The 14,764-nt window shown below is 67.1% G+C and carries 8 protein-coding genes; 4 read left to right on the top strand and 4 right to left on the bottom strand.

Features of this window, described 5'->3' with window-relative positions; genetic code table 11:
* The first annotated feature begins 257 nt into the window (after positions 1-257).
* On the top strand, positions 258-2,117 hold the full coding sequence (ilvD, locus tag QM470_RS07550; RefSeq protein WP_283338769.1) for a dihydroxy-acid dehydratase: 1,860 nt from the start codon (positions 258-260) through the stop codon (positions 2,115-2,117).
* A gap of 242 nt (positions 2,118-2,359) precedes the next feature.
* Entirely contained in the window at positions 2,360-3,619 is a 1,260-nt protein-coding gene (locus tag QM470_RS07545; protein WP_283338768.1) for an NRAMP family divalent metal transporter, read from the top strand.
* A gap of 39 nt (positions 3,620-3,658) precedes the next feature.
* Here QM470_RS07545 and QM470_RS07540 read toward each other — a convergent pair whose 3' ends face one another.
* From QM470_RS07540 to QM470_RS07525, 4 genes are read right to left on the bottom strand one after another with little or no spacing between them, the layout of a single operon-like run.
* Complete coding sequence (locus QM470_RS07540; protein WP_283338767.1) at positions 3,659-5,185, bottom strand: efflux transporter outer membrane subunit; 1,527 nt, start codon at positions 5,183-5,185, stop codon at positions 3,659-3,661.
* Positions 5,182-8,343 carry a multidrug efflux RND transporter permease subunit gene (locus QM470_RS07535; RefSeq protein WP_283338766.1) on the bottom strand — a complete coding sequence of 1,054 codons (3,162 nt, stop codon included), beginning with the start codon at positions 8,341-8,343 and terminating at the stop codon, positions 5,182-5,184. Before QM470_RS07535 ends, QM470_RS07540 begins: the two co-directional genes overlap by 4 nt.
* A 60-nt stretch (positions 8,344-8,403) precedes the next feature.
* A complete protein-coding gene (locus tag QM470_RS07530; protein ID WP_283338765.1) occupies positions 8,404-11,598 on the bottom strand; it encodes a multidrug efflux RND transporter permease subunit in 3,195 nt (1,064 codons plus the stop codon).
* A 60-nt stretch (positions 11,599-11,658) separates the two neighbouring features.
* Entirely contained in the window at positions 11,659-13,146 is a 1,488-nt protein-coding gene (locus tag QM470_RS07525) for an efflux RND transporter periplasmic adaptor subunit (protein ID WP_283338764.1), read from the bottom strand.
* 27 nt (positions 13,147-13,173) lie between these two features.
* On the opposite strand from QM470_RS07525, the gene QM470_RS07520 reads away from it, so the two are divergent.
* Both QM470_RS07520 and QM470_RS07515 read left to right on the top strand, forming a co-directional pair.
* Complete coding sequence (locus QM470_RS07520; RefSeq protein WP_283338763.1) at positions 13,174-13,362, top strand: hypothetical protein; 189 nt, start codon at positions 13,174-13,176, stop codon at positions 13,360-13,362.
* A 441-nt stretch (positions 13,363-13,803) separates the two neighbouring features.
* Positions 13,804-14,754 carry a Bug family tripartite tricarboxylate transporter substrate binding protein gene (locus QM470_RS07515; RefSeq protein ID WP_283338762.1) on the top strand — a complete coding sequence of 317 codons (951 nt, stop codon included), beginning with the start codon at positions 13,804-13,806 and terminating at the stop codon, positions 14,752-14,754.
* The last annotated feature ends 10 nt before the right edge of the window (positions 14,755-14,764 follow it).

Raw genomic sequence — 14,764 nt, 5'->3', positions numbered from 1 at the left:
GCCGCAGGTGGGTGCGCATTCCCTGCAAGCGGGGGAATGCCATGGGGTTATTGGGGTTGGCAGGGCGGTGGCGCCGGTACGCACCAGAAGGCTGCTGTCGCGTTTTGCGATGGCTGGCTTGGTCGCCAGCAGGGATTTGCGCCTGCGCCTTCGCGGGGTGGCTGGGTGATAATCTGCGGTGATCCTGCGTGGGATGGACGGTGGCAAACCGGCCCCTGCACGCAGGCCTGCAGACCTTTGCTACAACGACATTCCCCATGCCCGCATACCGTTCCAAAACCTCCACCGGCGGCCGCAACATGGCAGGTGCGCGCGCCTTGTGGCGTGCCACCGGCATGAAAGATGGCGACTTCGAAAAGCCCATCATCGCCATTGCCAACTCCTTCACCCAGTTCGTGCCCGGCCACGTGCACCTGAAGGACCTGGGGCAGCTGGTGGCGCGCGAGATTGAAAAGGCCGGCGGCGTGGCCAAGGAATTCAACACCATCGCCGTGGACGATGGCATTGCCATGGGCCACGACGGCATGCTGTATTCGCTGCCCAGCCGTGACCTGATTGCCGATTCGGTCGAATACATGGTGAACGCCCACTGCGCCGACGCGCTGGTGTGCATCTCCAACTGCGACAAGATCACCCCCGGCATGCTGATGGCCGCCATGCGCCTGAACATCCCGGTGATCTTTGTCTCCGGCGGCCCCATGGAAGCGGGCAAGACCAAGCTGGCGAATCCCGAGACCAAGACCATCGAATTCAAGAAGCTGGATCTGGTGGACGCCATGGTGATCGCCGCCGACCAGCGCTATTCCGACGCCGAGGTGGCAGAGGTGGAGCGCTCGGCCTGCCCGACCTGCGGTTCCTGCTCGGGCATGTTCACCGCCAACTCCATGAACTGCCTGACCGAGGCGCTGGGCCTGTCCCTGCCCGGCAACGGCACCGTGGTGGCCACGCACGCCGACCGTGAAGCGCTGTTCCTGCGCGCCGGTCGCCGCATCGTGGAGCTGGCCCGCCAGCACTACGAGCAGGACGATGCATCGGTGCTGCCGCGTGCCGTGGGCTTCAAGGCCTTCGAGAACGCCATCACGCTGGATATCGCCATGGGCGGCTCCACCAACACCATCCTGCACCTGCTGGCGATTGCCAAGGAAGCCGGTATCGACTTCACCATGGCCGACATCGACCGCCTCTCGCGCGTCGTGCCCCAGCTGTGCAAGGTCGCACCCAACACGCCCAAGTACCACATCGAAGACGTGCACCGCGCCGGCGGCATCATGGCCATCCTGGGCGAGCTGGACCGTGCTGGCAAGCTGCATACCGATGTGCCCACCGTGCATGCCAAGACGCTGAAGGAAGCGCTGGACCAGTGGGACATCGTGCGCACGCAGGATGAGGCCGTGCGCCACTTCTACATGGCTGGCCCTGCCGGCATTCCCACGCAGGTGGCTTTCAGCCAGAGCACCCGCTGGCCCAGCCTGGACCTGGACCGTGCCGAGGGCTGCATCCGTAGCTATGAGCATGCGTTCAGCAAGGAAGGCGGTCTGGCGGTGCTGACCGGCAACATCGCCCTGAATGGCTGCGTGGTGAAGTCCGCCGGGGTGGACGAGTCCATTCTGGTGTTTGAAGGCACGGCCCACGTGGTCGAATCGCAGGACGAAGCCGTGGAAAACATCCTGGCCGACAAGGTCCAGGCCGGTGACGTGGTGATCGTGCGCTACGAAGGCCCCAAGGGCGGCCCCGGCATGCAGGAGATGCTGTACCCCACCAGCTACCTCAAGTCCAAGGGCCTGGGCAAGGCCTGCGCGCTGCTGACCGATGGTCGTTTCTCCGGCGGTACCTCGGGTCTGTCCATCGGCCACTGCTCGCCCGAAGCTGCTGCAGGCGGCGCCATCGGCCTGGTGCAGAACGGCGACAAGATCCGCATCGACATTCCCAACCGCACCATCAATGCGCTGGTCAGCGATGAAGAACTGGCCCGACGCCGCGAAGTGCAGAACGCCAAGGGCTGGAAGCCGGCCAAGCCGCGTCCGCGCAAGATCTCGGCCGCACTGAAGGCCTATGCCATGCTGGTCACGAGCGCGGATACCGGCGCCGTGCGCGACCTGTCGCTGCTGGACGATTGAGCGACGGCTTCTGACCGGCGCGCTGCTGCGCCGTGTCCGCCATGCACTCACCGCCCCATCCGCAGGATGTGGGCGGTTTTTTCATGCGCAGCACATGGACGGCTCGGCGGTCGGAACGGGGCGCGATACGGGGAGGAGGAGGCTGCACAGGGAAGGAATAATGGCGATTCCTGCAGCCAGACGCCGTATGCATGCCGGCGCCCGGGCGGTACAGAGCCATTTCCGTTCTTCAGAGAGCCCCCATGCAAGCAACCTGGTCACAGCGGCTGCGCAAGAGTTTCCAATCCCTGGGTCCCGGGCTGATCACCGGGGCTGCCGACGACGACCCCAGCGGTATCGCCACCTACTCCCAGGCCGGGGCGCAGTTCGGCTTCTCCATGCTCTGGAGCATGGTCTTCACCTTGCCGCTGATGGCGGCCATCCAGATCATCAGCGCGCGCATCGGCTATGTGACACGCCGTGGTCTGGTGGCCAATATCGGACAGGCCTATCCGCGCTGGGTGCTGGTCTGTACGGTCACGCTGCTGGTCGGCGCCAACACCCTGAACATTGCCGCCGATCTGGCGGCCATGGCCGAGGCATTGCGGCTTCTGCTGGGTGGTTCGGCCCATGTCTATGTCGTCAGCTTCGGGATGCTGTGCCTGCTGCTGCAGGTGTTTCTGCCGTACCGCGTGTATGTGCGCGGGCTGAAATGGCTGACCCTGGCCTTGCTCGCCTATGTGGCGGTGGCGTTGACCATTCCGCTGAACTGGGGCGATGTGCTGCGCGCGGTGGTGTATCCACGCCTGACGCTCAGCAACGAGGTGCTGTTGATGGTGGTCGCGCTCTTTGGCACCACCATCAGCCCCTATCTGTTTTTCTGGCAGGCGGCGCAGGAGATGGAAGACCTGCGCGGCGGCCCGGAGCATTCGCTGCAGGAGGTCCGGCACCATCTGCGCCGGATCAAGTTCGACACCATCCTGGGGATGACGTTCTCCAACCTGATCGCTTTCTTTGTCATCCTGAGCACGGCCGCCACCTTGCATGCGGCAGGGCTCACCCACATCGAAACCTCTGCACAGGCGGCCGAAGCGTTGCGGCCGGTGGCCGGCGATCTCACATTTTTGTTGTTCAGCCTGGGCATCATCGGCACGGGCATGCTGGCGGTGCCGGTGCTGGCGGGGTCTGCGGCGTATGCCGTTGCGGAAGCCTTCCGGTGGGAAGGCACCTTGAGCGCGCGGCTGGGGCAAGGTGAGGGCCGTGGCTTCTACGGGGTGATCGCATTCGCCACGTTCGGCGGTGTGGTGCTGTGTTTCACGCCGACAGACCCGGTGAAGGAGCTGTTCTGGGCGGCCGTGCTCAACGGGGTGATTGCGGTGCCCATCATGGTGGTGATGATGCTGCTGGCCACCCGGCGGGACACCATGGGGGTGCACACCATAGGCCATCGCCTGCGTGCCCTGGGGTGGCTGGCCACCGCAGCCATGGCGGCCACGGTGGTGGCCATGCTGATCACGCTGTGATGGCCTGGCACCGAGAGGAGGCCATGTGGCCTGCCGCGCTCAAGGCGCCCAGCGCCCGGCCACGTTCTTCAGCAGGGTGTTGGTGGCCGCCAGGCGCCGGTTCTGCACGCTGATCAGACTGTTCTGCGCGCTCAGCACCGTGGTCTGGGCCGACAGCACATTCAGGTAGGCCACGGTACCGGCCTTGTACTGGTTGTTGGCCACGTCCAGCGCCTTTTGCGCGGCGGCCACGGCCTCGGTCTGCACCTGCTGCTCCTGCGCCAGGTGGGTGGCGGCCACCAGGTTGTCCTCCACCTCCTGCAGCGCGGTCAGCACGGTTTGCTTGTAGGTGGCGCCTGCCAGATCCAGCGCTGCGCGGGCCGACTCCACTGCGGCCGAGCGAGCACCACCGTCGAACAGGCTCAGCGCCATCGCCGGCCCCAGCGACCAGAACAGATTGGGCGCACTCAGCAGGTGCGACAGTGTGCTGCTGCGATAGCCGCCTGCTGCCGACAGCGTGAGCGCCGGAAAGTAGGCGGAACGCGCCACGCCCACCTGGGCATTGGCCGCGGCCACACGGCGTTCCGCCGCCGCAATGTCGGGGCGCTGTTCCAGCAGGGTGGAGGCCAGCATGCCCGGCACCTGCGGCGCAGCCGGAAGCTGCCCGGTGACGGGCAGGCTGAACTGGGCGGGGGCCAGGCCCAGCAGTGCAGCCAGGGCATGTTCGTACTGGGCGCGTGTGGTCCGGGCTTCCAGCAACTGGGCCTGGGTGCTCTTGTACTGTGATTCGGCCTGGGCCACATCGGCCGACGAGGCCACACCGGCGCGGTAGCGGTTCTGTGTCAGCTGCCAGCTTTGCAGGTACGCCTGCAGGCTGTCCTGCAGCAGCTGCATCTGCGCTTCGGCCGCGCGCAGCGCGAAATACGTCTGTGCCACCGTCGCCTGGCTGGACAGGCGTGCCGCGGACAGGTCGTCCCGGCTGGCCTGGGCGCTCAGCTGGTCGGCCGCCACCTGACCGGACAGCCGGCCCCACAGGTCCAGCTCCCAGCTGGCGTTCAGGCCCAGTGAGTAGCTGTTGTTGATGCCTGCACTGCCGCCGTTGCTGCTGCCCGTGCTGCCGCCTGCACGCGCCCGGCTGGCGCTGCCCGATGCGCCCAGTGTCGGAAACAGGCCGGCCCGGCTGCTGGCCACCGCAGCCTGTGCGGCACGCAGCCGGGCCACCGCCTGTTCCACGCTGGGGCTGCCGGCCTCAGCCTGGTCCTGCAGCCGGTTCAGCGTGGCGTCGCCATACAGCGACCACCAGGATGCGGGCACGGCAGCCGCTGTATCGCCTTGCGTGGCGCCATGGCGGGCAGGCTGCCACACTCCCCACTCGGTCGCAGAAGGGGTGGCTTCCTTGAAGGTGGCGGGCACATCCAGCGCCGGGCGCTGGTAGGTGGGGGCCATGGAACAGCCGGTCAGTCCCAGGGCCAAGGCCAGGAGCAGGCTGGCCACGGGCCAGGGCGACTTCAGATCAGCGAACGGATTCAGCGCGTGCCATCGGACAGGCAGGCCTTTTTCATGCATAGCGTGGGTCCAGTCAATCATGCGGGTGCTCCGGGTGTGGCCGCCACGTTGCCCCGGCGCCGCCAGCTGCGTTGCCAGCGGGTACGCAAGCGGTCCAGTAGCACATAGACCACGGGCGTGGTGTAGAGCGTGAGCAACTGGCTGACCAGCAGGCCGCCCACAATGGCAATGCCCAGCGGCTGGCGCAGCTCGGCTCCGTCTCCCCGGCCCAGTGCCAGAGGCAGCGCGCCGAAGATGGCGGCCATGGTGGTCATCAGAATGGGGCGCAGCCGCAGGTTGCAGGCGCGGTAGATGGCCTGCGCGGCCGTGGCGTGACCGCCTTTCTCGCGCTCCAGCGCGAAGTCGATCATCATGATGGCGTTCTTCTTGACCAGGCCGATCAGCAGGATCACCCCGATGAAGGCGATCAGGGAGAACTCGGTCTTGCACAGCATCAGCGCCAGCAGCGCGCCCACGCCGGCCGATGGCAGCGTGGAGAGGATGGTCAGCGGGTGGACCAGGTTTTCATAGAGGATGCCCAGCACCAGGTAGATGGTGATGATGGCTGCCAGAATCAGCAGTGGCTGCCCCGCCAGTGCCTGCTGGAAAGCGCCGGCCGTGCCGCTGAAGCTGCCGCGTATGGACACCGGCATGCCCAGATCGGCCATGGCCTGGCGGATGGCGTCATTGGCCTGCGACAGCGAGACCCCGGGTGGCAGGCTGTAGCTGATGGTGCTGGCCGGTGTGCCGCCTTCGTGGCTGACCGTCAGCGGGGTGTTGGTGGTGGTGATGCGGGCAAACGCTGTCAGCGGCACCTGCTCGTCACTGCTGTTGACGAAGAAGAAGCCGCGCAGCGTCTCCGGGCTTTGCAGGAACTGGGGGGCCGCTTCCATCACCACGCGGTACTGGTTGAGCGGGTTGTAGATCACCCCCACCTGGCGCTGGCCGAAGGCGTCGTTCAGGGTGTTGTCGATCTGCGCCACCGTCAGTCCCAGGCGCGCGGCCTGGTCGCGGTCGATCACCAACGAGGTCTGCAGGCCATAGTCCTGCACGTCGCTGTTCACATCGGTGAGCTCCGGCAGGGTGGACAGTACCTGGCGGATGCGCGGCTCCCAGGTGCGCAATTCGGCGTTGTCGTCGGCCTGCAGCGTGAAATCGTAGGAGGCCATGCTCTGGCGGCCGCCGATGCGGACATCCTGCTGCGCCACCATGAACAGGCGTGCACCAGGCTCGTTCTTGAGCTTGTCGCGCAGGCGGTTGATGACCTCGTCACTGGACACCTTGCGCTCGGACAGCGGCTTGAGCGACATGAAGATGTTGGCGGCATTGCGCTGGCCGCCGCCGGTGACACCGGTCACGTATTCCACTGCCGGATCCTGCTGCACGATGGCCAGAAAGCGCTGGATGCGCCGCTCCATGGCCTGGAAGGAGGTGGACTGGTCGGCGCGGATGAAGCCCATCACCCGCCCCGTGTCCTGCTGGGGCATGAAGCCCTTGTCGATGGCCACATACAGGTAGACGTTCAGCCCGATGACCGCCAGCAGCACCAGCACCACCAGGGGCTGGCGGCGCAGGCTCCAGGCCAGGGTGCGGCGATAGCCTGCGGTGAGCGCGGTTTCGCCCCGGCCGATGGCGGCCGATATGCGCTGCCAGAAGCCTTGCCAGCGCTGCCGCCAGGCACTGCGCTGGCCCTTGCGCGCCTGCATGCGGGCCTGCTGTGCCGGTGTGCGCAGCAATGCCGCGCACATCATGGGTGTGGTGGTCAGCGACACCACCATGGACACCAGAATCGCCGCGGACATGACCACCGCGAACTCCCGGAAGAAACGCCCCACGATGCCGCCCATGAACAGAATGGGCACGAACACCGCAATCAGCGACAGGCTCATGGAGACCACGGTGAAACCGATTTTCCGTGCACCCTGCAGCGCCGCCTGCAAGGGTGACTTGCCCCGCTCCATGTGGCGCATCACGTTTTCCAGCACCACGATGGCATCGTCCACCACAAAGCCCGTGGCCACCGTCAGGGCCATCAGCGACAGATTGTCCAGCGTGTAGCCGCACAGGTACATGATGCCGAACGTGCCCATCAGCGAGGCCGGTACGGCCACGGCGGGGATCAGCGTGGCCCGCCCGTTGCGCAGGAACAGAAACACCACCAGGATCACCAGGGCCACCGAGATGGCCAACGCGCGTTCCACCTCCACCACAGAGGCCCGCAGCGTGGGGGTGCGGTCGGAGACGATGGTCATGTCGATGGCCGCCGGAATGGACGCCTGCAGCTGCGGCAGCAGGGCACGCACCCGGTCCACGGCTTCCAGGATGTTGGCGTCCGGCTGTTTGAAGATCTGCAGCAGGATGGCGGGTTTGCCATTGGCCACGCCAAAGTTGCGCACGTCCTGCACCGAATCGCTGACCTCGGCCACATCCTGCAGCCGCACGGCATAGCCATTGTTCCAGCTGAGCACCAGCGGCGCATAGTCGGCCGCCTTGGACGCCTGGTCGTTGGTGCCCACCTGCCAGTAGTGGTCCTCGCGCTCCACCGCCCCCAGGGGGCGGTTGGCGTTGGTGCTGGTGATGGCGCTGCGCACCTGCTCCAGCGAAATGCCGTTGGCCGCCAGGCGCACCGGGTCCAGTTCCACCCGCACGGCGGGCAGGGCACCGCCGCTGATGCTGGCCTGGCCCACGCCTTCGACCTGGGAGAGCTTCTGCGCCAGCACGGTGGAGGCGGCGTCATACATCTGCCCACGGGTGAGGCTGGAAGATGTCAGTGCCAGGATCAGGATGGGCGCATCGGCCGGGTTGACCTTGCGGTAGGTCGGATTGCTGGGCATGCCTGAAGGCAGCAGGGTGCGCGCCGCGTTGATGGCAGCCTGCACATCGCGCGCGGCGCTGTCCACGGTGCGCGACAGATCGAACTGCAGGGTGATGCGGGTGCTGCCCAGGCTGGAGCTGGACGTCATTTCATTGACGCCGGCAATCGATCCCAGCGCCCGCTCCAGCGGCGTCGCCACGGTGGCCGCCATGGTGTCCGGCGCGGCCCCGGGCAGGCTGGCCGTGACCGAGATGGTGGGGTAGTCCACCTGCGGCAGCGGCGCCACCGGCAGCAGGAAATAGGCCACGCCACCCACCAGGGCCATGCCGATGGTCAGCAGCATGGTGGCGATCGGGCGGAAGATGAAAGGGGTGGACAGGCTCATGTCCCCTCCCGGGCGCACACCTGGCAGGGCCGACACGGCGTAAACGGCGGGCGGCGAGGATCAGGCATGGCCGTCCTCCTGCACATCGGCTTCGCTGCGCGGCAGGTGCTGGACCGCCGGCAGGCCATGGCGCACGCGCCAGCGCTCGGCCCAGCCCTCGAACGTCAGGTAGATCACCGGCGTGGTGAACAGCGTCAGCAGCTGGCTGAGCAGCAGCCCGCCCACCAGCGTGACCCCCAGGGGGTGGCGCAGCTCGCTGCCCACCCCGGTGCCGATCATCAGCGGCAGCGCGCCCAGCAGGGCCGCCAGGGTGGTCATCAGAATCGGTCGGAAGCGCAGCAGACAGGCCTGGTGGATGGCAGCCCGTGCGCCCATGCCGCCCTCGCGCTGGGCCTCCAGCGCGAAGTCGATCATCATGATGGCGTTCTTCTTGACGATGCCGATCAGCAGCACGATGCCAATGATGGCGATGATGTCCAGGTCCAGCCCGGCCAGCAGCAGTGCCAGCAGTGCCCCCACCCCTGCTGATGGCAAGGTGGACAGGATGGTGATGGGGTGGATGGTGCTTTCATACAGCACGCCCAGCACGATGTACATGGTCATCACGGCCGCCAGCACCAGCAGCAGCGTGTTGGACAGCGAGGCCTGGAAGGCCAGGGCCGCCCCCTGGAACTGCGCATCCACCGACAGCGGCAGCTGCCCGCGCGTGCGCAGGGACTGGATTTCCTGCTGTGCAGCCTCCACCGCATGGCCCAGCGACACACCGGGTGCCGTATTGAAGGAAATGGTGGCGGCCGGCAACTGGCCGACGTGGTTGACGGCCAGGGCCATGGGGCGTTCGCGCACCGTGGCCACCGAGGTGAGCGGCACTGGCTTGCCGGCGCTGGAGGCCACATGGATGGACTGCAGCGCTTCCGGGCCCAGCTTGAACTGGGGCGCCACTTCCAGCACCACCCGGTACTGGTTGGACTGGGTGAAGATGGTAGAGATCAGCCGCTGGCCGAAGGCGTTGTAGAGCGCTGTGTCCACGGCGGCAACCGTCACCCCCAGCCGGCTGGCCTGGGCGCGGTCAATTTCCACATAGGCCTGGCGCCCCTGGTTCTGCAGATCGCTGCCCACATCCAGCAGCTGCGGCAGCTGGCGCAGCCGCTCCACCAGGGCCTGGGTGCTGGTTTCCAGCTGCGGCATATCGGGTGAGGACAGCAGCAGCTGGTACTGGGTGCGTGCCTGCCGGTCTTCGATCGTCAGGTCCTGCACCGGCTGGGCGTACAGGCGGATGCCGGGCACCTGGCCGGCGGCATCGCTGAGGCGCCGCAGCACGGTGGCCATGGCGTCGCGCTGGCCGTGGGCCACCAGGTCGATCTGGATGCGCCCGGTGTTGAGCGTAGTGTTGCTGCCATCCACGCCGATGAAGGAGGACACGCTTTGCACGGCGGGGTCCTTCAGCAGCTGTGCGGCCAGGGCCTGCTGGCGCTCGGCCATGGCGGCAAACGAGATGGACTGATCGGCTTCGGTGGTGGCCGCAATGGTGCCGGTGTCCTGGTCGGGAAAGAAGCCCTTGGGCACGGCAAAGTACAGCAGTACCGTGATCGCCAGCGTGGCCAGGAAGACCAGCCAGGTTAGGGCACGGTGGTCCAGCACCCAGTCCAGCCAGCGCCCGTAGCCGACGATGACGCCATCGAACCACCGGGCCACGGCATCCGCCATGCGGCCCCAGGCCGTGCGTGCCGGCGCCGGGGCACTGTTGGGTTCGGCCTGCGGCTGGTGGCGCAGCAGCCGCGCGCACAGCATGGGGGTGAGCGTGAGCGACACCACCGCCGAGATCAGGATGGCCACCGCCATGGTGATGGCGAACTCATGGAACAGACGGCCGACCACATCCCCCATGAACAGCAGCGGAATCAGCACCGCGATCAGCGAGATCGTCAGCGAGATGATGGTGAAACCGATCTGCTTGGCCCCCTTGAGCGCGGCCTGCATCGGTGGCTCGCCCTTTTCGACGAAACGGGCGATGTTCTCGATCATCACGATGGCATCGTCCACCACAAAGCCGGTGGAGATGGTCAGGGCCATCAGCGTGAGGTTGTTGATGGAAAAGCCCGCCAGGTACATCACACCGAAGGTGCCGATCAGCGACAGCGGCACCGCCACACTGGGGATGAGCGTGGCCGAGGCGCTGCGCAGGAACAGAAAGATCACCATCACCACCAGGGAGATGGACAGCGCGAGCTCCCACTGCATGTCCTCCACCGAGGCCCGGATGGTGACCGTGCGGTCCGTGAGGATGTGCACATCCAGCGAGGCCGGCAGCGTTTCCTGCAGCTGGGGCAGCAAGGCCTTGATGGCGTCCACCGTGTCGATCACGTTCGCCCCCGGCTGGCGGCGGATGTTGAGGATCACCGCCGCACTGGCGCCCTGTGCCGGCGTGCCGGCCCAGGCGGCCAGGCGCGTGTTCTCGGCGTCGTCCACTGTCTGGGCCACGTCGGCCAGGCGGATGGGGTTGCCGTTCTTGAAGGCGATCAGCAGATTGCGGTACTCGGAGGCGGACTGCAGCTGGTCGTTGGCGTCGATGGTCGAGGCGCGGTAGGGGCCGTCAAATCCGCCCTTGGCGGCCTTGACGTTGGCTGCCGCAATGGCAGTGCGCACATCGTCCAGCGTCATGCCGTAGCTGGCCAGGGCCGTCGGGTTGGCCTGGATGCGCACGGCCGGCCGGCGTCCGCCGGCGATGGCCACCAGGCCCACGCCCTTGACCTGGGACAGCTTGGGCGCCAGACGGTTCTCCACCAGATCGTTGACGCGGATCACCGGCAGCGAAGGCGAGGTGATGGCCAGCGTCAGCACCGGTGCATCGGCCGGGTTGACCTTGCTGTAGAGCGGGGGCATGGGCAGGTCGCTGGGCAGCAGATTGGCCCCGGCATTGATGGCGGCCTGCACCTGTTGCTCGGCCACATCCATGGACATGTCCAGCGAGAAGCGCAGGTTGATGACGGATGCGCCCCCGGAGCTGGTGGACGACATCTGGTCCAGCCCCGGCATCTGGCCGAACTGGCGCTCCAGCGGCGCCGTGACATTGGATGTCATCACGTCCGGGCTGGCGCCGGGGTAGAGCGTGGTGACCTGAATGGTGGGGTAGTCCACCTCCGGCAGGGCCGAGATGGGCAGCAGCCGGTAGGCCAGGATGCCGGAGATCAGCACCGCCACCATCAGGAGCGAGGTGGCGATGGGCCGTAGAATGAAGAGGCGGGAGAGGTTCATGGTGACCGAAGACGTCTGTGGCGTGTGTGTCTGGTACAGGTCCGTTCACATACGACCGTGTCAACGGCCACCACTGGCGCCGGCTGCCGTATTGCCTGTGCCTGCTGCGGAGGGCCCCGATGGAGCAGCGGCGCCCGGCTGGCCGGCGGGCGCCGACCCTGGGGCTGCGCCACCGCCACCGCCATTTGCAGCATTGCCCGCCCGTTCGGCGCGCAGTTTCTGGAAGAAGGCCTTGCGCTCGTCGGGGCTCATCTTGGCGACCTGTTCGCGCTGCGCGGGCGTCAGATTGCGCATGCTGCGCGGCTGGCTGGCGGCGTCCTGCACGGCCTGGTCGACCTGCTGCACCTTGCCGGCGGCGATCACCGTGACGGGCGCGCCTTCGCGCAGGCGGTCGATGCCATCGGTGACCACCTGGTCGCCCGGCTGCAGTTCGCCCTGCACGCTGACGCGATCGCCATCGGTCACCCCGACCTTGATCTTGCGCTGCGTGACCGTGTGGTCAGCCTGCACCAGATACACATAGTTGTTCTGCACGGCCGTGGCAGGCACGGTCAGCACCTGTTCCAGCCGGTTGACCTGCAGCCGGACATTGACGAACTGGTTGGCAAACAGGCCGCCTTCGGCATTGGCGAACGCCGCCTTGGCCTTGACGGTACCGGTGGTGGTGTCAATGGCGTTGTCCAGCGCATTCAGCCGGCCTTTGCCCAGCAGCTGCTTTTGCTCGCGGTCCCACAGCTCGACCGGCAGCTCGGTGCCTTGGGCCAGCTGCAGTGCCAGGGTGTTGACGTGGGCCTCGGGGATGGCAAACACGGCATCAATCGGCCGCACCTGGGTGATGGTGACCAGTCCATTGGCGTCCGACGGGTTCACCACATTGCCCAGATCCGCCTGGCGCAGACCCAGCCTGCCCCCAATGGGGGCCGTCACCTTGGTGTAGCTGAGCTGCAGTCTGGCGGCGTCCACCTGTCCCTGGTCTGCCGCGACCGTGCCTTGCAGCTGGCGTACCAGTGCGGCCTGGGTGTCGACCTGCTGGCTGGCAATCGAATCCTGGGCGAGCAGTGCCTGGTAGCGCTGCAGATCCAGCTGGGCATTCTTGAGCTGGGCCTGGTCGCGCTGCAAGGCGCCCTGGACCTGGCCCAGGGCAGCCTGGAAGCTGCGCGGATCGATATCGGCCAGCAACTGGCCGGCCTTGACTTCGTCGCCTTCCTTGAAATACAGCTTTTGCAGCTCGCCCGAAACCTTGGCGCGCACCACGGCGGTGGCCCGGGCATTCAAGGTGCCGATGGCGCTGATGAGGACGCGCACATCCCGCCGGTCCACCACGCCGACGGACACGGGCTGGGCGGTGGTTCCCGCACCGTTGCGGTTCGGACCGCCCCGGCCGCCGCTGCGGCCAGGGTCTGCCGGTGCGGAAGCTCCCGTGTCGCCAGATCCGGTCTGGCGGTGCCCCTGCCACCACCATGCTGCAGCGACCGCCAACAGGATGGCCGCAGCAAGCGCGAGCCAGGGCACCAACCGCCGCGACCGTACGCCAGGGGGGAAACGCATAATTCACTCCAGATGACAAGTGTCGCCATGCTAGCGCTGCTGCGCCGTCTTTTTGCAGGCTTTACGCCAGTTGAAGCGCCCGTCAGTATCTGGCAAGCAAATCGCGCCGTTGTGCTGGACGGCCTGCCGCCTGGACGGGCGGCATCGCCCTGCAGCGCCTTGGCTTTCGCCTTCGCCTTCGTAGCAGGCCGTCTGGGCATGAGCGAGACCGCTTGATCGCCTGCGGCCTGTCCGCACTCGCCCACTCTTGCCCACCCGCCTGCCTTCGGGCACTCGGAAGGTGCGGTGGCGGCCGCCCCGGTTTTTCCGCACCGCCAATCCAGGCACTCACGGGTCTCTGTGCGCGCTGCCTTCTTTCGTTGTGCATTGCGCGAGCGGTGGGCCTATCTGCCGGCGGTGTGTGGGCGCGATGGTCGTGCGTCACGATCCCGCCACAGGGCCGCTCTGTCACCAGTCTGGCTGAGGGCGGTGCGCCAGGACGATGGCTTTCCATGGGCGACCGTCCGGGTATGGGCTGTCATGGAAATATGTCACCTGCGAGACATCGATAATGGGCTGCGCGCAGCGTTGCGCCGAGGAGTTGTGGTGAGCAGTGGGTGGAGCAGAAACAGACGCCGGGCCGTGGTGACCGGGGTGTTGGGCCTTGTGGGGTGTGCGGTGCAGGGCGGGGCTTGGGCCGATACGGCTGCGCAGCCGGCCTATCCGCAGCGGCCGGTCAAGCTGGTGGTGCCGTTTGCCCCGGGCGGATCGACCGACATCGTGGCCCGCCTGGTGGCCGAGGCCATGCATGCGCCGCTGGGGCAGAGCGTGGTGGTGGAAAACAAGGCCGGCGCCGGTGGCATGGTGGGGGCTGAGGCCGTCGCCCGTGCGGCACCCGACGGCTATACCGTGGGCCTGGGCTCCATCAGCACCCTGGCGGTGAACCCGGTGGTGCTGCCGCAGGTGCGGGTCGATCCGCTGAAGGACCTGGCGCCGGTGCTGCCGCTGGCATCGATTGCGTCGGTGTTCGCGGTCCGGCCCGAGCTGGGGGTCAAGGACTTCAGCAGCTTTGTGCGCGCGGCCAAGGCCCAGGGCGACCGCTGGGCGGTGGGTTCATCGGGCGTGGGCTCGGTGGGACATCTGATTCTGGCGGCCTTCAACCGCGATCTGGGCCTGCAGCTGCGCCACATTCCCTACAAGGGCATGGGGCCGGTGGTGCAAAGCGTTCTCAGCGGGGAAACGCAGATGCTGAGCGACCAGTACCCGTCGTCGGCCCCCCATCTGCAGAACGGCCTGCTGCAACCATTTGCGGTGGCCGCCGAGGCGCGCGTGCCTGCACTGCCGCAGGTGCCGACCCTGGCCGAACTGGGCTATCCCGAGCTCAACAGCCTGGCCATCACCTGGTTTGGCCTGGTGGTGCCGGCCGGCACGCCACAGCCGGTGGTGGCGCGCCTGAATGCCGCGGCCAATGCGGCGCTGCAGCAACCCGCCTTGCGCGCCAGGCTGGCCCAGCTGGGTGTGCAGCCTCTGGGGGGAACGCCCGCTCAGTTGCAGCAGATGGTGGTGCAGACCACCGCCGTAGTGCGCAAGCTGGTGCAGCAGGAGCGGGTGATGGACGCCACCCAGTAAGCGGTGTTCC

Source organism: Comamonas sp. 17RB, assembly GCF_030056555.1.
In the GTDB taxonomy this organism is placed as follows: Bacteria; Pseudomonadota; Gammaproteobacteria; order Burkholderiales; family Burkholderiaceae_C; genus Comamonas; species Comamonas terrigena.
Note: the sequence above shows the minus strand (reverse complement) of the source record. Positions and strands in the feature narration are given on the sequence as shown.

Excerpts from the sequence above, each read along its gene's own strand:
- ilvD (WP_283338769.1), top strand. The coding sequence starts at position 258 with ATGCCCGCATACCGTTCCAAAACCTCCACCGGCGGCCGCAACATGGCA.
- QM470_RS07545 (WP_283338768.1), top strand. The coding sequence starts at position 2,360 with ATGCAAGCAACCTGGTCACAGCGGCTGCGCAAGAGTTTCCAATCCCTG.
- QM470_RS07540 (WP_283338767.1), bottom strand. The coding sequence starts at position 5,185 with ATGATTGACTGGACCCACGCTATGCATGAAAAAGGCCTGCCTGTCCGA.
- QM470_RS07535 (WP_283338766.1), bottom strand. The coding sequence starts at position 8,343 with ATGAGCCTGTCCACCCCTTTCATCTTCCGCCCGATCGCCACCATGCTG.
- QM470_RS07530 (WP_283338765.1), bottom strand. The coding sequence starts at position 11,598 with ATGAACCTCTCCCGCCTCTTCATTCTACGGCCCATCGCCACCTCGCTC.
- QM470_RS07525 (WP_283338764.1), bottom strand. The coding sequence starts at position 13,146 with ATGCGTTTCCCCCCTGGCGTACGGTCGCGGCGGTTGGTGCCCTGGCTC.
- QM470_RS07520 (WP_283338763.1), top strand. The coding sequence starts at position 13,174 with ATGCTAGCGCTGCTGCGCCGTCTTTTTGCAGGCTTTACGCCAGTTGAA.